Source organism: Streptomyces sp. NPDC000880 (genome assembly GCF_053599675.1).
In genome coordinates this window covers 1-23,976 of the sequence record NZ_JBSFMS010000110.1, presented here as the reverse complement: position 1 = coordinate 23,976, position 23,976 = coordinate 1, and the positions used below count along the sequence as shown (strand labels likewise).

The window sequence follows — 23,976 nt, the reverse complement described above, 5'->3', positions numbered from 1 at the left end:
GCCCGTTGCGTTGAGAGGCGCACGGCGGGTTCGGCGAGAGGTCCGGAGAAACGGACCGGGAGCAATCCCGGCACCGCGCTCCGGGCCTACTCAGCGATCTTGCTACGCAACGTAACTGCGCTACCTCCGCATGCTTGTTGCAGGCGCTCGTGCAGTACTCAGGCGGAAGCCAGGAGATGATCCCCGCATGAGTGAGATCGAGTTGATGTCGGACCCTCAGGTCGCTGCTATCGCTGTCCAGGAATGTGGTGAGCGTCTGGTGGACGTGGGGCACACCAGCTCCTTGCTGGTCGACGCACGAAGGCAAGATCCGACGGACGTTTTCGCCTACCTGCGCGAGGGGGTCCTCGAACGGCTCCTGGATGCGCAGAAACGGCTTCCAAGTGGCACGCAGTTGCTGTTCGTGGAGGGGTACCGTCCTCCTGCGCTGCGACGGCAGTACTTCAACAAGTATGCAGATCATCTACGGGCTGTTCGGCCGTAGTGGTCCAGCAGCCGGATCCGCTCGATGGCAAGTCGCTACGTCTCCCCTCCGGAAAATCGCTCCGCACAGCGCAGGTGCCGCAGTCGACTTGACACTCGCGAACGCTGAGGGCCAGGAGCTCAACATGGGGACGCGGGTCAATGCTGACCCGGAAGAGAGTGCTGGCCCCTGCTACACCGGCGCCGACAACATCAGTGTCGAGGCCCGCAAGAATCGCACAATCCTGGGGACCGCGCTGACGGCGGCAGGACTGGCGAACTACCCGACAGAGTGGTGTTCCCAGTCAAGTTCTTGTGTTCAGCCATTCAGGCTGAATGTACGGCTCTCTTGGGCCTCACAGGGGAGACGCCAGCTCACTCCGCTCCGCGCATGGTTGGTGAAAATCAGGCGACTTCGATGTGGCTCCGGAGGGTGAGGCATGACTCCGTCCGTGAATCTGCCGGACATCAGTGGATCCCCCGCTCCGGCTCCTGATCACCGGTACCGGATCCGGATGCATCCATGAGCACCTCCCCTGCCGCCGTCCGGACGTACAGCACCGACCGCCCCGCCCGCCGCCGCTCCACCATCCCCGCGTCGAGCAGCACCCGCAGATGCCCGCCCACCGAACCCAGCGCCCGCCCGGTCACGGCGACCAGCTGGGTCGTGCTCATGGGCGTCCCGAGCAGCGTCAGCAACCCGGCCCGCGCGGTCCCGATGAGCGCCCCGAGCCCGGCCGGGACGGGCCGCCGGTCGTGGTCCTCGGAGAGCACCCCGAGACACGGGTAGACGACTGCGTACCGCTCCCGCCCCTCCCACGACACCCAACTGGTCCTCGGCGTGACCGGCATGAACAGCAGCTGGGCCCCGGCGGCGAGTTCCCGCGGCGGATAGGCGTTGTGGTTGACCTGGAAGCGGCTCTCCCCGAGCCACCGTGTCCCCGGCTTCAGCGAGTCGAGGACGGCCGCCCAGCCGCCCTGATTGACTCGCGCGGTCCGCGCGGCCATGTCGGCCTCCATGACGCGCCGCCGGCGCTCCCAGTCCGGCCGGACGGTCTCCTCCCAGACGTACGTCAGGAGCGCGGTCGCCCGCTCGGGCAGGTCGTCCCGCTCCAAGACGGAGGGGAGCGGTCCCCGCAGGGACACCCGGAGGTTGGCCCGTGCCTCCCCGGCATCGGTCGTCCGCACCCGGGCCACGGTCTCCCCGAAGCTCTCCCCGGCGCATGAGGTGGGGCAGAAGAAGTCGGCAATCCAGGACGTGCCGATGGCCGCCTGCACGAGCGGCGCGGCAGCCGGGTCGGCCGCGAGGTACGCACGGTAGCCAGGCAGATGCGCGCGCAGCCAGGCATCCTCGCCCGGATGGGCGCCGGTCCCCGCGTACAGCAATCTCAGGCTCGCGAAGGCCTCGGCGAACGGCGAGAGCACGAACCGGCTGCGGGCGAGGGTGTCGGTGTCGATCTGCCACAAGCCCATCCGTACGACCTTTCGCGTGTCGCCGAAACAGTACACACGGCCCCGGGACGCTCGGAAACTTCGGCGCATGCGCAGCTACAGATCCCTGTTCCGCACCGCGGAGTTCGCCCCGTTCCTGCTCTCCTTCGCCGCTTTCGCCGCGGCCCAGACGATCGGCGGACTGGGCCTCGCCACTCTGGTCTTCCGGGCCACCGGCTCCCCGTTCCTGTCGGCGGTGAGCATGTTCGGCCCGCAGCTGGCGCAATTGCTGGGAGGCGCATTCCTGCTCTCGGGCGCCGACCGCCTGCCCCCGCGCGCGGTCCTGTCCGTCCTCGCTCTCTCCTTCGCAGTCTGCACGGCGGTCCTTGCGCTGCCCGGCCTGCCGGTCTGGGCAGTCTTCGCCGTCGTACTCCTGCAGGGCCTGGTTGCGTCGCTGGGCGGCGGAGTGCGCGGGGGAATGCTCAACGAGATCCTGACCAAGGACGGCTATGTCCTGGGCCGTTCGGTATTCAACATGCTCTGGGGCCTGACGCAGATGGCCGGTTTCGCGACGGGCGGCGCGCTCCTTGCGTTCTTCTCCCCGCGGACTTGCCTGCTCCTCGCGGCGGGGCTGTACGTACTGTCCGCCCTCGTCACCCACCTCGGCCTCACGGCCCGCCCACCGCGCTCCGCCGGCCGGCCGTCCCTCGCGGCGACCTGGCGCACCAACGCTCTCCTGTGGTCCTCACGCCACCGCCGCCTGACGTACCTGGGCCTGTGGGTCCCCAACGGCCTCATCGTCGGCAGCGATTCGCTGTACGTCTCCTACGCCCCCGAAGCCGCCGGCATGCTCTACGCATTCGGCGCGCTCGGGATGTTCGCGGGCGACTTGGCCGTGGGCCGTCTCGTACCGCCCGTCCTGCGCCCTCGCCTCGCGACGCCGCTGCGCCTGCTGCTTGCGGTTCCCTACCTGTTCTTCGTCCTGCAGCCGGGAGTGGCGCTGTCAGCCGTGGCAGTCACCGTCGCCTCCGTCGGCTTCGCCGCGAGCCTGGTCCTCCAGGAACGCCTGATGTCGCTCATCCCCGGCGACCTCGCGGGCCAGGCCCTCGGGCTGCACGCCACCGGCATGGCTGCCTTCCAAGGCATTGGCGCCCTCCTCGCGGGCACGCTAGCCCAACTGACCTCCCCGGCCACGGCGATAACGTCGATGGCGGCCGCATCGGTCACAGCGACCCTGGTCCTCGCGGCGCTAGGCAGGCCCAAGGAACGACAGTCGGCCGACCCCGGTACGCGCCTGAGCGACCTGTCGGAACCCGCTGCCACGGAATAGGGGGCATGGACGCTACAGGGGTCGCCCCCAACTGCGCACGGTGGGGACGTCGTGCAGTCACTCTTTGGTCGGGTAGAGGGGGACGACATTGTCCGGAGTCCCTTCCAAGGGCCGCTCCTTGGTCTGAAGGGTGAGGACGGCGTTCGCCAGCGCGAGTTGAGTGACTTGGTATCGGAGTGCTGTGATCTCGGCCTTCTGTGTGGCAACGGTTTCTTTGAGGTCGGAGACGGTTTTCCGAAGTCGCCTTTCCTATTCGGGGAGTTGCTTCGTCTCGGTGCGGACGCGCTCGTAGAACTCGTTCTTCAGGTCGGCGTGACGCTTCTGGAGGGCCATGCGGTGAACACCGGCCTCGGCCGCGAGAGCGACGACGGTCAGCGCGCCGTTGGAAGCCGTGGGCTGCCCGCCGGGTCTGCGGGCGATGTGCCAGGCCAGGGTTCGGCTTGTCTCCGCAGTCGCCGTGTGCGGTTGGGTTCGTGTTGCGTTTGAAGTGGTCGACTCCGGGTGCGGCGTTCGTGATGCTGGTTGCTGCTTGTGTGGCGATAAGGTCGGGGCATCTGTGATCGACTTCACTGTCGCGTGTTGTGTCAGCATGGTCCGACGACCTTCTGTCGTGTTGCGGGAGGCGGGTGACATTCGCGTTCCGGGCAGCGACTGCGCGCATTCGGAGGATCTCGTCGTGGTCCGCACCTCGTCCTCGACGGACACCCGGTAGTACGCCCTACTTCGGTGCCTGGAAGCCGCCGATCTTCTGCTCGAGCAGTTCGGCCAGCCGCAGCGGGGTGCGGTCCTCGAACATCGGACCGATGAGCTGCACTCCCACCGGCAGACCCTCGGGAGACCGGCCCGCTGGTATGGCGGTGGCGGGTAGGCCGGGCATGGTGGCCAGACCGGCCCAGACGAGCTGGTCGAAGTACGGGTACTCGACGCCGTCGATGTCGATCCGGCGATCCCTCGGATCGGGATTGTGGTCGTGCGGGAACGCGGGAGTGGGCGTGATTGGACACACCACGGCGTCGAACTCGGCGAAGAGCTGCCGCCAGCCGTGGCGGTGGAGCTCGCGACGGCTGTTCGCCTCGATCCAGTCGCGGTGGCTGAACACCATGCCGCGCAGCCGCGCCGCATCGAGACTCTGGTCGTCTGTGCTCAGTCCGGCGGCGCGGGTCCGCAGCTGCTCGTACGCTTCGACGGGAAAATATGCAATGGAGCTCGAAAACAGCAACTGCGTGTAGAGCACCGCGGCTTCGGTCAGATCGGGCAGCAGCGGACTGTGCCGTTCGACGCGGGCGCCGCCGTCGACAAGCGCGTCGGCCACCCGGTTCACGCCCGCCCGCACAGCGGCCCCGGTCGGAATGAGCGGATGCTTGTCGAGGACCAAGACCCGGAAGTCGCAGAGCCGCTCGTGGCGCGTGGGCGGCAGCGTCAAGTCGTTCGCCACACCGAGCGTCAGCGGGTCCGGTCCGGCCATTACGTCGAGCAGGAGCGTGAGGTCTCGGGCAGTGCGCGCCATCGGACCGACGACGGCGAGGTCAAGGTCGGCCGGCAATGCTGGCGCGGGCGGCGGGACCATACCGCGGTTCGCCGCCAGCCCGAGTGTCGGCTTGTGTGCGTAGACACCGCAGAAATGTGCGGGGGTGCGCAACGAACCGGCGATGTCGGAGCCGATGGACAGCGCGCCGAATCCGGACGCCAGGGCCGCCGCTGATCCGCCGGAGGATCCACCCGGCGTGCGACCGTGATCCCACGGGTTATTGGTGGTGCCGTAGATCTCGTTGAAGCTCTGCACATCTTGCAGCCCCAAGGGCACATTGGTCTTACCGAGCACCACCGCGCCTGCGGCCTTGAGCCGCGACACCTGCACCGCGTCCTCGGCCGGCATGTAGTTCCGGTGTAGTGGCATGCCCCAGGTCGTGGGCAGCCCGGCGATGTTGTAGGACTCTTTGACCGTCACCGGAATGCCGAGCAGCGGCCGGTCCTCACCGCGGGCGCGCGCCTGGTCGGCACCGCGCGCGGCGGCCCGTGCACGGTCGAAGTCCGGCACACAGATCGCGTTGATCGCCTTGTCGTCCCGCTCGATACGGGCGATCGCCTCGGCGGTCAGTTCCGCCGAGGTCACTTCACCGGCACACAAGGCAGCCGCGAGTTTTTCGGCCGTCTGAAAATTCCACTCCATGAATCCGACCGTATCGGCCTCTGGAGCAGGTCATGAAATGCCGCTTTGCACAACGGGGTGGATGTCTCAATACTCATCATGTTCCTCTCCGGCCACAGACAATTCGCCCGACCGCTGGCGATGGCGACGCGCGGCGGGATCGGTGTCGGCCCTGGGAGTTCAGGAGACCTTCATCGGACACCCGCGCGTACTTCGCGAGGCTGCGAAGCGACGTATGCCCGGACAGCTTCATCAGCACCGGCGTGGACGCGCCCTTCTCCGCAGCGTGGGTCAACCGCGAGTGGCGTGTGTCCGCAGAGGTCGTGTGCGGACGATCCCGTGTGGCGATCGAGCAGGAGCGTCGTCGCGACCACTTTCGCGACGCAGACTCGCAGGCCGTGTTGCATTGAACTGCGTCGCCCGTGACTCGGATCACACTCGTTGCAGTGCCTCAACTGCAGCTGCCGATCACCGTGGTGCGCGGAGCGGGCAGGCGGCTGATCCGGCTTGCCCCGGCGGCGGCCTCGCGGAGCCGGACGATCTCCTCGTGCTGGGCAGCCAGCCGGGCCATGGCCTGGCCGCGGAACTCGCTGAGTTCTTCGACCGTCTGTTCCGACTGGGCCAGCCGTTCCCGGAGCTTGGTGTTCTCGGCCTTGAGCCTGGCGATCTGGGCCTTGCGAGGATCGGGAATCTCGCCGACCTCGCGCATGAGCTGCAGGCGTCGCTCGAACTCGGCACGGAGGTGAGCGTACGGACGGGTGCCGTAGAACGCTGTGCGGTCGACTGCGGCCTCGCTGGCGAGGGTCTTGACGTCGCACTTTCCGCGGGGCGGGATCTCGCCTCGGAGGAGCCGGTCCATTGCGGCTCGGATGCGGTTCTCGTTCTCGGCCCGCTGGGCTGCGGAGATTCTCATGCGGACTCCTCGTCCATGGTGCTGGCGTCGATCTCAGCGACGACACGGAGGGCCCGGTCGTAGTCGGCTTGGAGCCGGGTGCGTTCGGTCTTGCGTGTGGTGCCGAGTTGGCCGAGGAAGATCTCGGTGCGTTCGGCGTGCTCGGCCCAGACGGGCCGGTGACAAGGATGATGAGTGGCCTGCGGACAGCAGGCGGAGTCACACATCCCGACCAGCGGACGGTCCGCCGATGGGGTGCCGGCCAGCTTGAGGCAGAGTGCCCGGGATGGCTCGGTGAACCAGCAGTAGTTCGCAGGCCCGAGGTGGAGGACCTTGGCCCGTTTGGTCAGCAGGTTGAGCACGTCACGGTCACTGCGCTGGGCCTTCGGGACTGGTGCCGCTTGGTCAAGCTTGCCGTCGATGCTGGCGAAGAACTCGGTGAGGCTGCGGGCGCCGGGGCCCGTGGGCAGGATGCCCTCCTGATAGTTACGGAACTCGGCCAGCACGAGTTCCAGATTCCGTTGCTGTTCATGGTCGTTGATCTCAGTCAGCAGCTCAGCCTGCGCTCCGCCGGGGCGAGATGCATAACAGCCGCCGCACGCCGAGCAGGCACTTTTCGCATCCGTCATAGGGTCGTTCGATCATGTCCAGGTCCGTACCGCGCAAGGCTTCTCCGTTTCGAGCACGCAGGTTACGGAGAAATCGCGGCCACCCCCTGGGCGATCTTGATCAGCTCAGGAAGCTCAGTCGAACCTGACGGTTGGCATTAGAGATGTTGGTGTCGACGAGGCAGACGGACTGCCAGGTGCCGAGCTCCAGTCGGCCGCCGATCACCGGCAGAGTGGCGTGCGGCGGGACGAAGGCCGGCAGAACATGGTCCCTGCCGTGGCCGGGGCTGCCGTGCCGGTGCTGCCAGCGGTCGTCGGCGGGCAGCAGCGTGTGCAGCGTGGCGAGCAGATCGTCGTCGCTGCCCGCGCCGGTCTCGATGACGGCAATGCCGGCCGTCGCATGCGGGACGAAGGCATTGAGCAGGCCGTCCCTGCCGTCGGCGGCTTCCTGGAGGAACTGCTCACAGGCGCGGGTCAGGTCGTTCACCGTCTCGTCGAAGCCGGTGGAGATGTTCAGGATTCTGGTGGCGAAGGGTCCGGGCATGGGTCCATCGTCTCGTTCATTGCACAAGATCGCGCGTCCGAGGACCAAGACGCCATTGACCGGGTCCGGAACCGGTCGCTACGTTCTGCGCCATGTTGCGTACAGCTCTGCTCACCACGCGCGGTCACATCGACCTGCTGCGGGTGGCTTCCGCCGCGTGCTGTCGCGGCTGCTGACGCCTTTCTGCGCCCTTCCCGCGCGCTCTTTCGTTTCTGCTGCCTCACCTCGCTGAGTCCGTACCCGCGTAGTCGCGTCCTGCGCGGGCGCTGAGGCGTATCTCCCCTGCCTGTGGAGCCTCGATGACCGTCGGCCACGCCCCGCCGGATATATCGCTCATTTCCAAAGAAACTCCATCCCCCGAACTGGAGCCGGTGAGCCCCGCCTCGGCCCCGGGATCCCGCCGTCGCTCCGTACCGCGCTGGCTGCGGCGAACCGTTGGCCCGCTGCTGCTCCTCACCCTGTGGCAGGTGTTCTCGCGTTCCAGGCGCCGCGGCTCATGCCCTGGAAGAGGGTGTGGCGCAATGTGCTGCTCGGGCTTCCCGGCAAGCCGGAAAGGGCCGTGGCAGAGAGCGCGTTGGAGAAGGTCGGGCTCAGCCATCGTTCCGGGGCCTGGCCCAAGACGCTCTCGGGTGGCGAGGCCCAGCGCGCGTCGCTGGCGCGGGCGCTGGTGCGCGAGCCGGATCTGCTGCTGCTGGACGAGCCGTTCGGCGCCCTCGACGCGCTGACCAGGCTCAAGGCGCAGCAGTTGGTCGCCGAGCCGTGGCAGCACCGAGGCTGCGCGGTGCTGCTGGTCACCCATGACGTGCACGAGGCGCTGCTGCTCGCGGACCGGGCCGAGGGCGGGAAGATCCACGGCTTCGGCGCGGTTGGTAGAAGCGTGAACAACTTCGGGGTGCGGGACGTGGACGTGGTCGTCATCGGCGCCGGACAGGCCGGTCTGTCCGGCGCCTACCATCTGGGGCGCGCCGGTCTGGTTCCGGACCGCGACTTCGTGGTGCTCGACCACGCACCGCGAGCGGGCGGTGCATGGCAGTTCCGCTGGCCCTCGCTGACGTACGGCAAAGTCCACGGCATGCACGCGCTGCCGGGCATGGAGCTGACCGGTGCGGACGACGCGCGGCCCTCCTCCGAGGTGATCGGCGCGTACTTCTCGGCGTACGAGGAGCGCTTCGATCTGCGTGTCCACCGGCCCGTCGACGTCACCGCGGTACGCAAGGGCGAGGGCGGGCGGCTGCTCGTGGAGAGCTCGGAGGGGACCTGGTCGACGCGGGCGCTGATCAATGCGACGGGTACCTGGGACCGCCCGTTCTGGCCGCGCTACCCCGGCCAGGAGACGTTCCGGGGACGGCAGTTGCACACCGTGAACTACCCCGGCCCCGAGGAGTTCGCCGGGCAGCGCGTAGTGGTGGTCGGCGGCGGAGCCTCGGGGACCCAGCATCTGATGGAGATCGCGGAATTGGCAGCGGACACCACCTGGGTGACGCGGCGGCCGCCCGTCTACCGCGAGGGCCCGTTCAACGAGGGCGCCGGGCGGGAGGCGGTGGCCATGGTGGAGGAGCGCGTACGCCGCGGACTGCCGCCGCAGAGCGTGGTCTCGGTGACCGGGCTGCCGCTGAACGACGCCGTGCGGCGTGCTCGCGAGTCGGGGGTCCTTGACCGGCAGCCGATGTTCGAACGGATCACGCCGACGGGAGTGGCCTGGGACGACGGGCGGACGGTGGAGGCCGATGTGATCCTCTGGGCGACCGGTTTCCGCGCGGCGATCGACCATCTCGCGCCGCTGAAGCTGCGCGAGCCGGGCGGCGGCATCCAGGTCGATGGAACTCGTGCCGTACGGGACGCGCGCATCCATCTCGTCGGATACGGGCCTTCGGCCTCGACGATCGGCGCCAACCGCGCCGGGCGGGCTGCGGTCCGCGAGATCACACGGCTGCTGATGGGCGAACCGGCCATGGTGTGACGGCGGTCAACGGCTTCCGGCGCTTGAGCGGTTGGCGTTGAACTGCTCGACGTTGCGCTGGTGCTCCTGATAACTGGCGGTGAAGCGGGTGTCCCCCGGCGCGACGGTGACGAAGTAGAGCCAGTCCCCGGGGGTTGGATTGATCGCCGCGTGCATCGCCTGCTCCCCCGGGTTGTCAATGGGGGTGGGCGGCAGGCCTGGGCGGTCATAGCTGTTGTACGGGCTGTCGATCTTCGTGTCGGCGGCCGTGGTGTCCAGAGTGCTGCGGTTCAGCGCGTAGTTCAGGGTCGAGTCCATCTGGAGCGGCATCCCCGCGGCGAGCCGGTTGTAGATGACCCGGGCGACCCTCCCCATGTCCTGGGGTGTGTCGGCCTCGGCCTGCACGATGCTGGCGATGTTCACCGTCTGATAAACCGTCACGCCGCTGCGCTGTGCGCCGCTGCTGATGTGGTCGGCCCCGAACCGCTGATTGGCCGTGTTCACCATGTAGCTGAGCAGGCTCGCCGGCGTGGTCTTGGCGTCGATGGGATACGTGGCTGGGAAGAGGTAGCCCTCGGGATTGCCCTTGGCATCGGCCGGCAGCTTCAGCCTCGCCGTGCCGACGGCCTTCCGGGTAGTGCCGGGCGGCTCATGGAGGGCCTTGTCGACGGCCGCGTAGACCTGCGAGGCGCGCCAGCCCTCGGGGATCAGCAATGAGGCCTTCTCCTCCTTGGCCGGACTCAGCAGCAGCGGCACCAGCACCGCGGCCGCCGCAATGACGACGACCGCGCTCACGATCAGGACCAGCCGGCCACGGCGGGTCAGGCGGACCTTGCGCCCGGGCTGGGCCGACGAGGGTTCGTTCATCATGCGGGCACGCTAACCCGGCGCGTGCGCCGATCTCCGGACCCGGCAACCGGCGCGTGCGCCGATCTGCGGACCCGGCGCGGAGCGAGGTGGCCTCTACGGCGTGAAGGGCGGCAGGGCCGCGAATTCCGGTACCACCTGGACCGCTTCGGTGAGCGCGTCGAGGGTGCGCCGCACCCTGGTCAGCGGGTGATCGGGGAACTGCGCGTCCCATTGGGCGTGGTCGGCGGCGTGGAAGGGCAGACCGCCCTGCACCTCGGGGGCGTACGGGTGCGGCCGGAAGTAGTTGTCGTGGCCCACCTGGGCCATCACCATGGCCTCGCGCATCCCCGTCATGGCGCGCTCGGGCGCCTGGATCTTCACCACGGTGCTGCAGTTGACGCGCGGCACGGTGAAGCTGCCGATGAAGGCCTGACCGCTTGGCTGTCCCGGCAGCGGCAGTTTCAGTATCTGCTTCAGTGCGGGCAACTGCCCCAGCGACTTGACCGAGGCCTCGATCAGGCCGCCGCCCGCCTCGGCGGTCAGACGGGTGAGTGCGGCGCGCAGCGCGGGGCCGTCGTCGAGTGACGCGGGCAGGTCCGGCGGCAGCCCGAAGAAGTGCAGCGACAGTATGTCGCCTTCGTCATTGACCCATACGTCATGGTCGACGGGCCGGTAGCCGGGCAGTTCCACCCCAAGAAGAGCTCTCATGGGCGGCGATCATGCCGTACCCGACCGGATGACGGTCGGTCAGGGTGCGACCGGGGCCAACTGCGCCTCCCTGCGCACCAGAGCGGCATAGCGGCCGTCCCGGTCGAGCAACTCCTCATGGCTGCCGCGCTCGGCTATCCGCCCCGCGTCGAGGACCACGATCTGGTCGGCGTCCCTGACGGTGGAGAGCCGGTGGGCGATGGTGATGGTGGTCCGGCCCGCGGAGAGCGCGTCAATCGCCTGCTGCACCGCGTACTCGGTACGGGTGTCGAGGGCGCTGGTCGCCTCATCGAGGATGAGGACGGGCGGGTCGCGCAGAATCGTCCTGGCAATGGCGAGGCGCTGCTTCTCGCCACCGGAGAAGCGGTAGCCGCGCTCGCCGACCAGGGTGTCGTAGCCGTCGGGCAGCGACGCGATGTGGTCGTGGATCTGCGCGGCGCGCGCGGCCGCCTCTATCTCCGCCTCGGTGGCGTCCGGCTTGGCGAAGCGCAGATTCTCGGCGACGGAGGCATGGAAGAGATACGTCTCCTGGGAGACGACTCCCACGGCCCGGGCGAGGGTGTCGAAGTCGAGGTCCTGTACGTCGACTCCGTCGATGGTGACTCTGCCCCCGGTGACGTCGTACAGCCGGGGCACCAGATAGCTGAGCGTGGACTTGCCGGAGCCGGTGGGCCCGACGACGGCGAGGCTGCCGCCCGCGGGCACGGTCACATCGATGCCGTCGAGGGTCGGCCGCGTCTGCTTGTCGTCGTACGCGAAGTCGACGTCCTCGAACCGCACTTCGCCGCTGATCTTCTCCAGCCGGACCGGCTTTTCGGGCTCGGTGATGTCGACCGGCAGGTCGAGGTACTCGAAGATCCGCTGGAAGAGGGCGAGCGAGGTCTGCATCTGCACTCCGGTGGAGAGCAGGCTCACGGCCGGGCGGAACAGGCCCTGCTGGAGCGAGACGAAGGCGACGAGCGTGCCGATCGATATCTGGGGCCCGCCGGACTGGAGCGCGAGGCCCGCGGCCCAGTAGATAAGGGCGGGCATGGCAGCCATGACGATGCCGATGGTGGACATCCGCCACCGCCCGGCCATGCTGGAGCGCACTTCGAGGTCGACGAGGCGCTCGGACTCCTCGGCGAAGGACTTGGTCAGCGAGTCGGCGCGGCCCATCGTGCGGCCGAGCAGGATGCCGCTGACGGAAAGCGACTCGGTGACGGTGGCAGCCATGGCGGCCATCTGCTTCTGGCGCTGCGTGGTGATCTTCTTGCGCTCGCGGCCGACGCGGCGGCTGATCCAGACGAACAGTGGCAGCAGGAGCAACGAGACGGCGGTGAGCCGCCAGTCCAGCGCCAGCATCGCGACGACGGTGGCGACCACCGCCGTGAGGTTGGAGACGAGGGATGTCGCGGTGGAGGTGACAGTCGCCTGCATCCCGCCGATGTCGTTGGCGATGCGTGACTGGACCTCGCCGGTGCGGGTCCTGGTGAAGAAGGCGAGCGGCATCCGCTGCAGCTGGGCATAGACCGCGGTGCGCAGATCGTGCATGACGCGCTGGCCGACGGTGGTGGAGATAAGCGTCTGGAGCACGCCGAAGACGCTGGTCATCACCGCGGTGAGGATCATGCCGAGGGCGAGCAGGCTGAGCAGGCCGGTGCGGCCCTGCGGGATCGCGGTGTCAAGGATCTCGCGCAGCATGAAGGGGGAGGCGACCGAAACGAGCGACGCGGCGCCGACGAGCAGGCCGACCACGGCGAGGCGGCCTCGGTAGGGACGGAAGAGCCGGAGGATCCGCCGCACCTGGGCAGGCGGCTGCTCCGGGTCACGCGGTGGTGGTGTCCAGGGGGACTCGGCGTGGATGCGCATGGGCTCCTTCGACAAGGGTTCGACGGGTGGAACAGCGAAGATCTTGGGAGCATAGCTCATTGTTACCTAACTTCACAATGAGCCTGGTCCTGATATTGTTCCCGCATGCTGTCCTCATCTTCAGGGCTCCCCGACCCCGACGGCCTGCTGGCAGAGCAGTTGCTGCGGCTGACCCGGCGGCTCCACCGCAGCCAGAAGCGGCAGCTGGAGTCGGCCGACATCGCGATCACCCCTGCCCAGTCCCGGCTGCTGCGCACCCTCGCGCATTACGACGAGCCGCCGCGCATGGCCGATCTCGCCGCGCGCCTGGAAGTGGTCCCCCGCGCCGTGACCAGTCTGGTGGACGGCCTGGAGGCGAGTGGCTGCGTCCGCCGCGCCCCCGACCCGACCAACCGCAGGGTGATCCGGATCGAGCTCACCGACACCGGCCGCGCCACGCTCAGGGCGCTGCGCGACGCCCGCCGCGCGGCCGCGGAGGACATCCTGGCTCCCTTGACCGCCGACCAGCGCGAGGTGCTCGGCAGGCTGCTGTCCACCCTGGTCGACGGACCGGGCCAACGCTGCTGAGCCGGCGCAACCCACCTTCAGCTCGCCCCAGTCGGCGCATTCGCCTCATGTCGCGGCACTGAAGGCATTCCGCTTTCGCCGGGCCAGGTCCACGGCGAAGTCGTGCAGAAGAGTCCATGAGCTCGGACCAAGAGTCCAATCGAGTCCTCTTGCGCATCAGCAGCGCCAACTACCAAGGTCCTTACCGAGGTTCGTGAACCTGCCGCAGCAAGCCGCGCAACGTCAGCTCAACGACACGTCTCCTGGAGGCTCGATGAACGACGCAGCACAGCAGAACCCCGGTATGGCGGAGGGCGACGACGGCTCGCTGAGCCGTCGCTCCGTACTGCGGACCACGGCCGGCGTGGCGGGCGCGGGGCTCGGCCTCGGTGCGCTCGGCACCGGCGTCGCAGCGGCGGCGGAGACCGGCGCGGCCGGTGCGGCACCGCAGGCAGCGGCCTCACAGGCCGAAGCGGAGGCCGCCGAAGCGCCCGCCCGCAAGGGCCGCACGATGGCTGGGGTGCCCTTCGAGCGGCGCGGCACCGTACGCGTCGGGATCGTCGGCCTGGGCAACCGCGGCGGCAGCATGATCGACCTCTTTCTCGCCCTCCCCGGAGTCCAGGTCGTCGCCCTCTGCGACCCGGTCAAGACCAAGACCGAGAGCGCAGCCGCGAAGGTGGTCAAGGCCGGCCGGCCCGCGCCGGCCGTCTACACCAACGGCGAGGACGACTACGAGAACCTGTGCAAGCGGGGCGACATCGACTTCGTCTATGTGGCCACGCCCTGGGACTTCCACTTCGAGATGGCCAAGGCCGCCATGCTGAACGGCAAGCACGTCGGCGCGGAGTGTCCGATCGCCATGCGCCTGGACGAACTGTGGGAGCTGGTCGACCTCTCCGAGCGCACCAGACGGCACTGCATGCAGCTGGAGAACTGCTGTTACGGCAAGAACGAGATGCGGGTGCTGCGCATGGCGCACGCCGGCAAGTTCGGCGATCTGCTGCACGGCGCGGGCGCGTACAACCACGATCTGCGCGGCCTGATGTTCGACCCGGACTATTACGAGGGTCCCTGGCGGCGGCTGTGGCACACCCGGCTGCGTGGCGACCTCTACCCGAACCACGGCTTCGGCCCGGTCTCCAACTACATGGACATCAACCGCGGTGACCGTGTGACACACATATCCAGTTTCGGTACGCCCGCGCTGAGTCTTGCCGAGTACCGGAAGGCCACCATGCCGCCGGGCGACCCGAGCTGGAAGGAGACGTACATCGAGAGCGATCGTACGATCAGCCTGGTCCAGACGGCGAAGGGACGGGTCATCCGCCTGGAGCACGATGTGTCGACCCCTCATCCCTACAGCCGGATCAACAGCCTCGGCGGGACGAAGGGTGTCTTCGAGGACTACCCGGCGCGGATCTACATCGAGCCCGACCACACCAACGACCAATGGGGCGACTTCGCGAAGTACGCCGAATGGGACCACTGGTTGTGGAAGGAGCACTCCAACCCGCCCGGCGGCCATGGCGGCATGGACTACATCATGGTCTTCCGGCTGATGCAGTGCATGCAGCTGGGTCTCGTGCCCGACTTCGATGTGTACGACGCGGCGACCTGGACGGCTCCGGTGCCGCTGAGCCATGCGTCGATCAAGGCGAAGGGCGCACCGCAGCAGATCCCGGACTTCACCCGGGGCGAGTGGAAGAAGTCCCGCCCCGGCGTGGACTCGGCCAAGCCCACTGCCTGATGGAGCAGGCGGGGCCCGGCCGCACAGGCCGGGCCCGCCCACCTCAACTCACCTGGGCCGACTCGTCCCTACTGATCGGGCCGCGGGTCCAAAGCACCAGGGCGAGTTGTTCGATCTTGGCGCGTTGTGTGTCCTGCCGCACATAAATCGATTGCGGGACGGGGCTCCGAAAGGCGAACCTTGCACGGTTTCCGCCGCACTTTCGAGCCCTGGGACGTCATGCAGATTCGCGATCTTCCGTATCCCGACCCCGGTGTGGCCGATGCCAGGTCAGGGCCGCGATTCCTGCTGTGGCTGGGGCGGAATCAGCTGGGCGGCCAGCTGAAGTCACTGGCCTGGGGGCTGCTGCACTTCTGCGGTGTCGCCGGGCTGCCGCTGGGCGTCGGCCAGGCCGTGCAGGCGGTCGTGGACCGCTCCGGCGGCCGTCTCGCGTTCGCCGGCGCGCTCATCGCGCTGTGCGGCGTGGCAATCACCCTGGGCGACACGATGCTGCACCGCACCGCCGTCACCAACTGGATCACTGCCGCGGCACGCGTCCAGCAGCTCCTCGCACGCAAGACGGCGGAACTGGGCTCCGCGCTGACCCGCCGGGTCGCCGCCGGCGAGGTGGTCGCGGTCTCCACCGGCGACGTCGAGAAGATCGGCTGGTTCGTGGAGGGGGTCTCGCGCTTCGCCGCGGCCGCCATCACGGTTGTCCTGGTCTGCGTCGGCCTGGTCCTGTACGAACCGGCACTGGGCGTAGTGGTCGCGGTCGGCGTGCCTGTGCTGGCCCTGGCCGTACTGCCGCTGCTCCCGCGGGCCACCCGGCGCGCCGACATCCAGCGCGAGAAGGCCGGCAAGGCCACCGAGCTGGCCTCGGACACCGTCGCGGGCCTTCGGGTCCTGCGCGGCATCGGCGGCGAGGAACTCTTCCTCGGCCGCTACCGCCGGGCCTCCCAGGAGGTTCGCCGGGCGGCCGTCCGCAGCGCCCGCATGTGGTCGCTGATCTCGGCGATCCAGGTGCTGCTGCCGGGTCTGCTGCTGATCACGGTGGTCTGGTACGGCGCGGGGCTCGCCCGCGACGGTCGGGTCGAGGTCGGCGAGCTGGTCACCGCCTTCAGCGCGGTCACGCTCCTGATGTACCCGCTGCGGCACTTCGAGGAGATCGCCATGGCGTACTCCTTCTCGCGGCCCTCCGCGATGCGGGCGGCCCGGGTGCTGTCGCTGGAGCGAACCTCGTACGAGGGCGAGCGCGGCGGCCTCGACGATGCCGCCCTTCCCACGGGGGACCTCTACGACCCCGCCACCGGTCTGCTGGCCCCGGCGGGCCGGTTCACCGCGGTCGTGTGCGGCGACCCGGACGCGGCCGGGCTGCTCGCCGAGCGGCTTGGCGGTCATGCCGCCGAGGAGGAGAAGAGCCCCTCCGTCCTGCTGGGCGGGGTGGCGCTGGACGACCTGCCGCTCGAGGGAGCGCGGACCTGCGTCCTCGTACAGGACAAGGACCCGGTGCTGCTCTCCGGGACGCTGTGGGAGCTGCTGGACGTGCCGGGCTCGGGCGAGGTGAGTGCCGAGGCGGCGCTGCGGGCCGCGCAGTGCGGTGACGTACTGGACTCGCTCGCGCAGGCGTCGACGGAGGACTCGGGCGACCCAATGCGGACGCGGATCACCGAGCGCGGCCGCTCGCTGTCCGGCGGGCAGCGCCAGCGGCTCGCGCTGGCCCGTTCGTTGGTCACCGATCGCGAGGTGCTGGTGCTGGACGAGCCCACGTCGGCCGTGGACTCGCACACGGAGGCACGGATCGCGCAGGGCGTCAGGGAGCTGCGGGCCGGCCGCACCACGGTCGTGTTCGCCTCCTCACCGCTGCTGCTCGACCGCGCGGACCGGGTGGTGTTCGTGCACGACGGCGAGGTGGCGGCGGTCGGCGTGCACCGCGAACTGCTGCACAGCAACGCCGAATACCGCGCGGTCGTCACCCGCGAGACCGAGGAAGAGCAGCTCGGTGGCATCGATGCCATCGACGAGCTGAAAGCACTGGAAGAGATCGAGGAGACGGCATGATCGGCGTGGCGCCACCGGCGTACGACCCGGCGGCCCCGGAGACGGCGGCGACCCTGCCCGTTGGCACCCCGGCGACCGTGCGGGCGTACGTCAGCGAACTGCTGCGGCGGCACCGCAGGGCCTTCGTGCTTCTCGTCTCCGTCAACGCCGTCGCGGTGATCGCCTCGATGGTCGGCCCGTATCTGCTCGGCGGACTCGTCGAGGACCTGGCGGACGGGGCGCGCGAGCTCCATCTGGAGCGCACCGCCGCGCTGTTCGCGCTCGCGTTGGTCGTGCAGACCGTGTTCGTGCGGCTGATGCGGCTGCGCGGTGCGATGCTCGGCGAGGAGATGCTGGCCGACCTGCGCGAGGACTTCCTCGTGCGGTCGGTCGGGCTGCCGCCCGGTGTGCTTGAGCGGGCCGGTACGGGTGATCTGCTCTCCCGTATCACCACCGACATTGACCGGCTGGCCAACGCGATGCGCGAGGCCGTGCCGCAGCTGGCGATCGGCGTGGTGTGGGCTGCTCTGCTGATCGGCGCGCTCACGGTGACCGCGCCGCCACTGGCGCTCGCGGTGCTCGTCGCCGTCCCGGTGCTGGTGATCGGCTGCCGCTGGTACTTCAGGCGGGCGCCCTCCGCGTACCGCTCGGAGGCCGCCGGGTACGCGGCGGTCGCTGCCATGCTGGCCGAGACCGTGGACGCCGGGCGGACGGTGGAGGCGCACCGCCTCGGCGGACGCCGGGTGGCGCTGTCCGAGCAGCGGATCAAGGAGTGGACCGCGTGGGAGCGTTACACGCTCTATCTGCGGTCGGTGCTCTTCCCCGTCATCAACGTGACGCATGTGACGATCCTCTGCTCGGTGCTGCTGATCGGCGGCGTCTTCGTGCTGCGGGGCTGGATCAGCGTCGGGCAGCTGACGACGGGCGCCCTGCTCGCACAGATGCTGGTCGACCCGGTCAACCTGATCCTGCGCTGGTACGACGAGCTCCAGGTCGCCCAGGTGTCCATCGCCCGGCTGGTCGGCGTACGCGACATCGAGCCGGACGCCGGCGACGCGGGCGTGGTGCCGGATGGCCGCAAGGTTCGCGCCGACTCGGTGCACTTCGGCTACCGCGAGGGCGTCGACGTGCTGCACCGGGTGACGCTGAACGTCGAACCGGGCACCCGGCTGGCCCTGGTCGGTCCTTCCGGCGCCGGCAAGTCCACCCTCGGGCGGCTGCTCGCTGGCATCTACGCACCGCGCGCGGGACGGATCACGCTCGGTGGCGCGGAGCTGGCCGAGATGCCCGCCGAGCGGGTCCGTGAGCATGTGGCGCTGGTAAACCAGGAGCACCACGTGTTCGTGGGCTGCCTGCGCGACAACCTGCTGCTGGCCCGTACAGGCGCGTCGGACGCCGAGTTGTGGGCCGCGCTCGGAGCGGTCGACGCGGACAGCTGGTCGCGGGCGCTGGACGACGGCCTGGACACCGAGGTCGGCTCGGGCGGCCTCGCCCTCACCCCGGCCCAGGCCCAGCAGATCGCCCTGGCCCGGCTGGTCCTCGCGGACCCGCACACGCTGGTCCTGGACGAGGCGACCTCGCTGCTCGACCCGCGCGCGGCCCGCCATCTGGAGCGCTCACTCTCCCGGGTCCTGGACGGCCGCACGGTGGTGGCCATCGCCCACCGCCTGCACACGGCGCACGACGCGGATGTGATCGCGGTGGTGGAGGAGGGCCGGATCAGCGAACTGGGCAGCCACGACGAACTGGTGGCGGCCGAGGGCGCGTACGCGGCGCTGTGGCGGTCCTGGCACGGGTGAGGCGCAGGCGGCTCCGGCGTGAGTCGGGCGGAGGCGGCTCCTGCACGGGTGAGGGCGCGGCGGCCCCTCAGAGGTACCCGAGGGCCGCCGCTCCGCCCACTCCCCCGAGCAGCATGAACACCGGCATCAGCACCTTCAGCTCCACCCAGCTGCCCGCCCTGAACCGCAGCGCCTTGGGCGGCCCAACCGGGTACCAGCGCCTGCGCCCCACCGGAATCGGCCACAGTATCGGGCAGCCCGAGACCGTCAGCGCGTCGCCGATGTCGTGCGCCAGCGCACCCAGCACGATCGGCAGTCCCAGCCACAGATACTCCTGGCCGGGGGCGGTGAACAGCCAGTCCGCGCCGTTGCCCGGCTTGTCGAGGACGTCAGCCAGGATCCACGCGCTCGTCGCGCCGAGCAGCCAAACCAGTACATCGCTGGAGACCCGCGCCGCCCGCCACAGCAGGCCCTCGACCGCGAGCACCAGGTGGATGAAGAGGATCGCGAGGACCGCCCAGCGGCCGCCGCTGATCGCCAGCGCGGAGGTGCCGGCGCCGATCGCAACTGCCCAAAGCCAGGAGTGGGTGAGCGTGCGGTGGCCGCCGGTCCTGCGCTTGTCGCCCTGTTTCTTCGTCGCTTTGTAGACCGCGTACGACAGTTTGTCGACGACCTCGCACATTCCGCGCGAGATGGGCCCGAAGGCCCGCGATATCGTCGCTGCCTTGTGGTCGAGGTCCGGCGCGAGCGCCGCGCCCGCGCAGATCAGCGCTCCGACGACGAGGACCGGCCACGGCATCGGGTGGCCGGCGGCAGCGGTCGCCGCGCCCACCCCCAGCCAGGCAGCCGCCCCGGACAGAGAGTGCGCCGGTCCCATCATGTGCGTTCCCGCCCCATTTGCTCTTGTGGTGAAGCCCAGTTGACAGGGCAGCGTATCGCCCGTGATCTTGTCGTCGCCGTCCGGTTCCCTGATCGGGGGTGAAGGCAGGCAAGATGGGGGGCGTGACCCTTATCGATCAGCTGCCGCCGGATGCCGACCCAGATGCCCTCTTCGAAGCCTTCTCGTCATGGGCCGAAGGCCAGGGCATCACGCTCTACCCGGCTCAGGAGGAGGCGCTGATCGAGGTGGTTTCCGGGGCGAATGTGATCCTTTCGACCCCCACCGGCTCCGGTAAGAGCCTCGTCGCCGCGGGCGCGCACTTCACGGCTCTGGCGCAGGACAAGGTCACCTTCTACACCGCGCCGATCAAGGCGCTGGTCTCCGAGAAGTTCTTCGACCTCTGCAAGCTCTTCGGCACCGAGAACGTCGGCATGCTGACGGGCGACGCGTCCGTCAACGCCGACGCCCCGGTCATCTGCTGCACCGCCGAGGTGCTCGCCTCCATCGCCCTGCGCGACGGCAAGGACGCCGACATCGGCCAGGTCGTGATGGACGAGTTCCACTTCTACGCCGAGCCGGACCGCGGCTGGGCCTGGCAGATCCCGCTCCTCGAACTGCCGCAGGCGCAGTTCATCCTGATGTCGGCGACCCTTGGCGACGTCTCCCGCTTCGAGGCGGATCTGACCCGCCGCACCGGCCGTCCCACCTCCGTCGTCCGCTCCGCGACCCGCCCGGTCCCGCTCTCGTACGAGTACCGGCGCACCCCGATCACGGAGACCCTGACCGAACTGCTCGAGACCAAGCAGGCGCCCGTCTACATCGTGCACTTCACGCAGGCGGCGGCCGTGGAGCGGGCCCAGTCGCTGATGAGCATCAATATGTGCTCGCGCGAGGAGAAGGACCAGATCGCCGAGCTGATCGGGAGCTTCCGCTTCACCACCAAGTTCGGCCGCAACCTGTCCCGTTACGTACGTCACGGGATCGGCGTCCACCACGCCGGCATGCTCCCCAAATACCGGCGGCTGGTCGAAAAGCTTGCCCAGGCAGGCCTGTTGAAGGTCATCTGCGGTACGGACACCCTCGGCGTCGGCGTCAACGTCCCCATCCGCACAGTGCTGTTCACCGCGCTCACCAAGTACGACGGCAATCGTGTACGCACCCTGCGCGCCCGTGAGTTCCACCAGATCGCCGGCCGCGCGGGACGGGCCGGCTTCGACACGGCCGGTCTGGTCGCCGCCCAGGCGCCAGAGCATGTCATCGAGAACGAGAAGGCCCTCACCAAGGCGGGCGACGACCCGAAGAAGCGCCGCAAGGTCGTCCGCAAGAAGGCACCCGAGGGCTTCGTCGCCTGGTCGGACACCACCTTCGAGAAGCTCATCGATTCCGATCCCGAGCCGCTGACCTCCCGCTTCCGGGTCACGCACACCATGCTGCTGTCGGTCATCGCCCGGCCGGGCAACGCCTTCGACGCGATGCGCCGGCTCCTGGAGGACAACCACGAGCCGCGCAAGAACCAGCTCCGCCACATCCGCCGGGCGATCGCCATCTACCGCTCACTCCTCGACGGCGGCGTCGTCGAGCGGCTGGACGAGCCGGACGCGGAGGGCCGCATCGTCCGGCTGACCGTCGATCTCCAGCAGGACTTCGCGCTCAACCAGCCGCTGTCCACCTTCGCGCTGGCCTCCTTCGAGCTGCTCGACCCCGAATCGCCTTCGTACGCCCTGGACATGGTGTCGGTCGTCGAGTCGACACTGGACGATCCGCGCCAGATCCTCGCCGCCCAGCAGAACAAGGCGCGCGGCGAGGCCGTCGGCGCGATGAAGGCGGACGGCATCGAGTACGAAGAGCGGATGGAGCGGCTCCAGGAGGTTTCGTACCCCAAGCCGCTGGAAGAGCTGCTGTGGCACGCGTACAACCTCTACCGCAAGAGCCACCCCTGGGTCGGCGACCACCCGGTCTCGCCGAAGTCGGTCATCCGTGACATGTACGAACGGGCCCTGTCCTTCACGGAGTTCACCTCCCACTACGAGCTCGCCCGCACCGAGGGCATCGTGCTGCGCTACCTCGCCAATGCGTACAAGGCACTGGAGCACACCATCCCGGACGATCTGAAGTCCGAGGATCTCGAGGACCTGATCGCCTGGCTCGGCGAGATGGTGCGGCAGGTCGACTCCAGCCTGCTGGACGAGTGGGAGCAGCTGGCCAACCCGGAGATCGAGACCGCCGAGCAGGCCCAGGAGAAGGCCGACCAGGTCAAGCCGGTCACGGCCAATGCCCGCGCCTTCCGGGTGCTCGTGCGCAACGCCATGTTCCGCCGGGTCGAGCTGGCCGCGCTGGACCAGGTCGGCGCGCTCGGGGAGCTTGACGCCGAATCCGGCTGGGACGCGGAGGCCTGGGGCGAGGCGATGGACAAGTACTGGGACGAGTACGAGGACCTGGGCACCGGTCCCGACGCGCGGGGCCCGAAGCTGCTGCTGATCGAGGAGGACGCGAAGCACGGACTGTGGCGCGTCCGGCAGATCTTCGCCGACCCGAACGACGACCATGACTGGGGTATCAGCGCGGAGGTCGATCTGGCGGCCTCCGACGAGGAAGGCCGGGCCGTCGTGCGCGTCACCGACGTCGGCCGGCTCTGACACTGGGAACACAGGAGAACACCCGATGACGAACCCGGCCGAGCGCCTGGTCGATCTGCTCGACCTGGAGCAGATCGAGGTCAATATCTTCCGCGGGCGCAGCCCGGAGGAGTCCCTGCAACGGGTCTTCGGCGGGCAGGTGGCGGGCCAGGCGCTGGTCGCGGCCGGCCGCACCACCGACGGCGAGCGCCCGGTCCACTCGCTGCACGCGTACTTCCTGCGCCCGGGCATTCCCGGAGTGCCGATCGTCTACCAGGTCGAGCGAGTGCGGGACGGCCGGTCGTTCACCACCCGCCGGGTCACGGCGGTACAGCAGGGCAAGACGATCTTCAATCTCACGGCCTCCTTCCACCGGCCGGAGGAGGGCAGCATCGAGCACCAGCTGCCCCCGCGTCTCGACTTCCCGGATCCCGAGACCCTCCCCACGGTCACCACGGAGATCCGTGAGCATCTGGGCGCGCTGCCCGAGGCGCTGGAGCGGATGGCTCGCCGCCAGCCCTTCGACATCCGCTATGCCGAGCGGCTGCGCTGGACGCCGGAGGAGATCAAGGAGGCGGACCCGCGCAGCGCGGTGTGGATGCGCGCGGTCGGGCCCCTCGGCGACGACCCGCTGGTGCACACCTGCGCGCTGACATACGCGAGCGACATGACGCTCCTCGACGCCGTCCGCATCCCGGTGGAGCCGCTGTGGGGCAGGCGCGGCTTCGACATGGCCTCGCTGGACCACGCGATGTGGTTCCACCGGCCCTTCCGCGCGGACGAATGGTTCCTGTACGACCAGGAGTCGCCGATCGCGACGGGCGGCCGGGGACTGGCCCGCGGCCGCATCTACGACCGTGAGGGCAATCTTCTCGTATCGGTCGTACAGGAAGGTCTCTTCCGTCCCTGGAGTTCACATTGAACGTCGATTGCCTGCCCCTGAGGAGATTTCCATGACCCTGTACGACATCCCGTTGCGCACGCTCACCGGTGAGGCCACCTCGCTCACCGACTACCAGGGCAAGGCCGTCCTGCTGGTGAACGTCGCCTCCAAGTGCGGGCTGACCCCGCAGTACGCCGGTCTGGAGCGGCTGCAGAAGCAGTACGGCGACCAGGGGTTCAGCGTCCTGGGCGTGCCGTGCAACCAGTTCGCGGGCCAGGAGCCGGGCAGCGCGGAGGAGATCCAGTCCTTCTGCTCTGCGACGTACGGAGTGACCTTCCCGATGCTGGAGAAGACGGATGTGAACGGGGCCGACCGGCACCCGCTGTACGCGGAGCTGACGAAGGTCGCGGACGCCGACGGCGAGGCGGGCGACATCCAGTGGAACTTCGAGAAGTTCCTCATCGGCAAGGACGGCCGGGTCGTGGCCCGGATCCGGCCGACCACGGAGCCCGAGGCCGCGGAGGTCGTCGCCGCGATCGAGGCGCTGCTCGCCGCCTGACCTCGCCCCGGGCTCACCCTTGCCGGGCTGGGCGCGCCCGGCCGCGCGGTCCTGAGTTGCCGGAGGGGCCGAGTTTCAGCCCGTCCGGCGTTTGAGGAGACGCCCCCAACCCCCGGTGGGGGGTGGGGGCGTTCGGGGTGCGGGGGGGCGGAGTCCCGGGGGGGGGGAGGGGCGGGGTGGGGTGAAACC

20 protein-coding genes and 3 pseudogenes are annotated in these 23,976 nt (G+C 69.2%); 12 read left to right on the top strand and 11 right to left on the bottom strand.

Annotated features, from left to right (window positions below):
* Positions 1-187 precede the first annotated feature (187 nt).
* A pseudogene (locus tag ACWDO5_RS27750) lies at positions 188-899 on the top strand (M15 family metallopeptidase).
* Positions 900-930: 31 nt separating this feature from the next.
* On the opposite strand, the gene ACWDO5_RS27745 reads toward ACWDO5_RS27750, so the two are convergent.
* Positions 931-1,935, bottom strand: a complete 1,005-nt coding sequence (locus ACWDO5_RS27745) for a helix-turn-helix domain-containing protein (protein WP_450533090.1) — start codon at positions 1,933-1,935, stop codon at positions 931-933.
* A 67-nt stretch (positions 1,936-2,002) separates the two neighbouring features.
* On the opposite strand from ACWDO5_RS27745, the gene ACWDO5_RS27740 reads away from it, so the two are divergent.
* On the top strand, positions 2,003-3,223 hold the full coding sequence (locus ACWDO5_RS27740; protein WP_450533089.1) for an MFS transporter: 1,221 nt from the start codon (positions 2,003-2,005) through the stop codon (positions 3,221-3,223).
* Positions 3,224-3,280: 57 nt separating this feature from the next.
* Here ACWDO5_RS27740 and ACWDO5_RS27735 read toward each other — a convergent pair.
* The 6 genes and pseudogenes from ACWDO5_RS27735 to ACWDO5_RS27710 all read right to left on the bottom strand — a co-directional run bounded on the left by ACWDO5_RS27735 (position 3,281) and on the right by ACWDO5_RS27710 (position 7,416).
* Positions 3,281-3,643, bottom strand: a pseudogene (locus tag ACWDO5_RS27735) (hypothetical protein).
* 298 nt (positions 3,644-3,941) lie between these two features.
* Positions 3,942-5,393: an amidase gene (locus tag ACWDO5_RS27730; RefSeq protein WP_450533088.1), complete on the bottom strand. Its 1,452-nt coding sequence runs from the start codon at positions 5,391-5,393 to the stop codon at positions 3,942-3,944.
* Between the two features lie 76 nt (positions 5,394-5,469).
* Positions 5,470-5,808, bottom strand: coding sequence for a tyrosine-type recombinase/integrase (locus tag ACWDO5_RS27725; RefSeq protein ID WP_450533087.1), 339 nt, complete (start codon positions 5,806-5,808; stop codon positions 5,470-5,472).
* Between the two features lie 15 nt (positions 5,809-5,823).
* A complete protein-coding gene (locus ACWDO5_RS27720; RefSeq protein WP_450533086.1) occupies positions 5,824-6,285 on the bottom strand; it encodes a hypothetical protein in 462 nt (153 codons plus the stop codon).
* Entirely contained in the window at positions 6,282-6,893 is a 612-nt protein-coding gene (locus tag ACWDO5_RS27715) for a hypothetical protein (protein WP_450533085.1), read from the bottom strand. The genes ACWDO5_RS27720 and ACWDO5_RS27715 overlap by 4 nt, the downstream gene beginning before the upstream one ends.
* 100 nt (positions 6,894-6,993) lie before the next feature.
* The gene (locus ACWDO5_RS27710; RefSeq protein WP_450533084.1) at positions 6,994-7,416 is read right to left on the bottom strand and encodes a YjbQ family protein; all 423 of its coding nucleotides are present in this window, start codon (positions 7,414-7,416) and stop codon (positions 6,994-6,996) included.
* A 92-nt stretch (positions 7,417-7,508) separates the two neighbouring features.
* Between ACWDO5_RS27710 and ACWDO5_RS27705 the strand changes: the two genes are divergently transcribed.
* The 3 genes and pseudogenes from ACWDO5_RS27705 (at position 7,509) to ACWDO5_RS27695 (ending at position 9,376) form a co-directional block, all read left to right on the top strand.
* Positions 7,509-7,592, top strand: coding sequence for a putative leader peptide (locus ACWDO5_RS27705; RefSeq protein WP_356832488.1), 84 nt, complete (start codon positions 7,509-7,511; stop codon positions 7,590-7,592).
* Positions 7,593-7,912: 320 nt separating this feature from the next.
* Positions 7,913-8,062 (top strand): annotated as a pseudogene (locus ACWDO5_RS27700) (sulfonate ABC transporter ATP-binding protein); the annotation flags it as partial.
* A gap of 246 nt (positions 8,063-8,308) precedes the next feature.
* Complete coding sequence (locus ACWDO5_RS27695) at positions 8,309-9,376, top strand: NAD(P)-binding domain-containing protein (RefSeq protein ID WP_450533092.1); 1,068 nt, start codon at positions 8,309-8,311, stop codon at positions 9,374-9,376.
* A gap of 6 nt (positions 9,377-9,382) precedes the next feature.
* On the opposite strand, the gene mltG is transcribed toward ACWDO5_RS27695, so the two are convergent.
* The 3 genes from mltG to ACWDO5_RS27680 all read right to left on the bottom strand — a co-directional run bounded on the left by mltG (position 9,383) and on the right by ACWDO5_RS27680 (position 12,763).
* The gene (gene mltG / locus ACWDO5_RS27690) at positions 9,383-10,225 is read right to left on the bottom strand and encodes an endolytic transglycosylase MltG (protein ID WP_450533083.1); all 843 of its coding nucleotides are present in this window, start codon (positions 10,223-10,225) and stop codon (positions 9,383-9,385) included.
* 93 nt (positions 10,226-10,318) lie between these two features.
* Positions 10,319-10,912 carry a hypothetical protein gene (locus tag ACWDO5_RS27685; RefSeq protein ID WP_450533082.1) on the bottom strand — a complete coding sequence of 198 codons (594 nt, stop codon included), beginning with the start codon at positions 10,910-10,912 and terminating at the stop codon, positions 10,319-10,321.
* Positions 10,913-10,951: 39 nt separating this feature from the next.
* Positions 10,952-12,763, bottom strand: a complete 1,812-nt coding sequence (locus ACWDO5_RS27680) for an ABC transporter ATP-binding protein (protein ID WP_450533081.1) — start codon at positions 12,761-12,763, stop codon at positions 10,952-10,954.
* A gap of 105 nt (positions 12,764-12,868) precedes the next feature.
* On the opposite strand from ACWDO5_RS27680, the gene ACWDO5_RS27675 reads away from it, so the two are divergent.
* The 4 genes from ACWDO5_RS27675 to ACWDO5_RS27660 all read left to right on the top strand — a co-directional run bounded on the left by ACWDO5_RS27675 (position 12,869) and on the right by ACWDO5_RS27660 (position 18,871).
* The gene (locus ACWDO5_RS27675) at positions 12,869-13,330 is read left to right on the top strand and encodes a MarR family winged helix-turn-helix transcriptional regulator (protein ID WP_450533080.1); all 462 of its coding nucleotides are present in this window, start codon (positions 12,869-12,871) and stop codon (positions 13,328-13,330) included.
* Positions 13,331-13,583: 253 nt separating this feature from the next.
* Positions 13,584-15,056, top strand: coding sequence for a Gfo/Idh/MocA family protein (locus tag ACWDO5_RS27670; RefSeq protein WP_450533079.1), 1,473 nt, complete (start codon positions 13,584-13,586; stop codon positions 15,054-15,056).
* 219 nt (positions 15,057-15,275) lie between these two features.
* Positions 15,276-17,093, top strand: coding sequence for an ABC transporter transmembrane domain-containing protein (locus ACWDO5_RS27665; RefSeq protein WP_450533091.1), 1,818 nt, complete (start codon positions 15,276-15,278; stop codon positions 17,091-17,093).
* A complete protein-coding gene (locus tag ACWDO5_RS27660) occupies positions 17,090-18,871 on the top strand; it encodes an ABC transporter ATP-binding protein (protein WP_450533078.1) in 1,782 nt (593 codons plus the stop codon). Before ACWDO5_RS27665 ends, ACWDO5_RS27660 begins: the two co-directional genes overlap by 4 nt.
* 67 nt (positions 18,872-18,938) lie before the next feature.
* On the opposite strand, the gene ACWDO5_RS27655 is transcribed toward ACWDO5_RS27660, so the two are convergent.
* Entirely contained in the window at positions 18,939-19,730 is a 792-nt protein-coding gene (locus ACWDO5_RS27655) for a metal-dependent hydrolase (protein ID WP_450533077.1), read from the bottom strand.
* 122 nt (positions 19,731-19,852) lie between these two features.
* On the opposite strand from ACWDO5_RS27655, the gene ACWDO5_RS27650 reads away from it, so the two are divergent.
* Genes ACWDO5_RS27650 through ACWDO5_RS27640 form a run of 3 tightly spaced genes read left to right on the top strand, consistent with a single transcriptional unit; the run spans position 19,853 to position 23,787 of the window.
* On the top strand, positions 19,853-22,366 hold the full coding sequence (locus tag ACWDO5_RS27650; RefSeq protein ID WP_450533076.1) for a DEAD/DEAH box helicase: 2,514 nt from the start codon (positions 19,853-19,855) through the stop codon (positions 22,364-22,366).
* Between the two features lie 25 nt (positions 22,367-22,391).
* A complete protein-coding gene (locus tag ACWDO5_RS27645; protein ID WP_450533075.1) occupies positions 22,392-23,267 on the top strand; it encodes an acyl-CoA thioesterase in 876 nt (291 codons plus the stop codon).
* A gap of 31 nt (positions 23,268-23,298) precedes the next feature.
* On the top strand, positions 23,299-23,787 hold the full coding sequence (locus ACWDO5_RS27640) for a glutathione peroxidase (RefSeq protein ID WP_450533074.1): 489 nt from the start codon (positions 23,299-23,301) through the stop codon (positions 23,785-23,787).
* Positions 23,788-23,976: the final 189 nt, after the last annotated feature.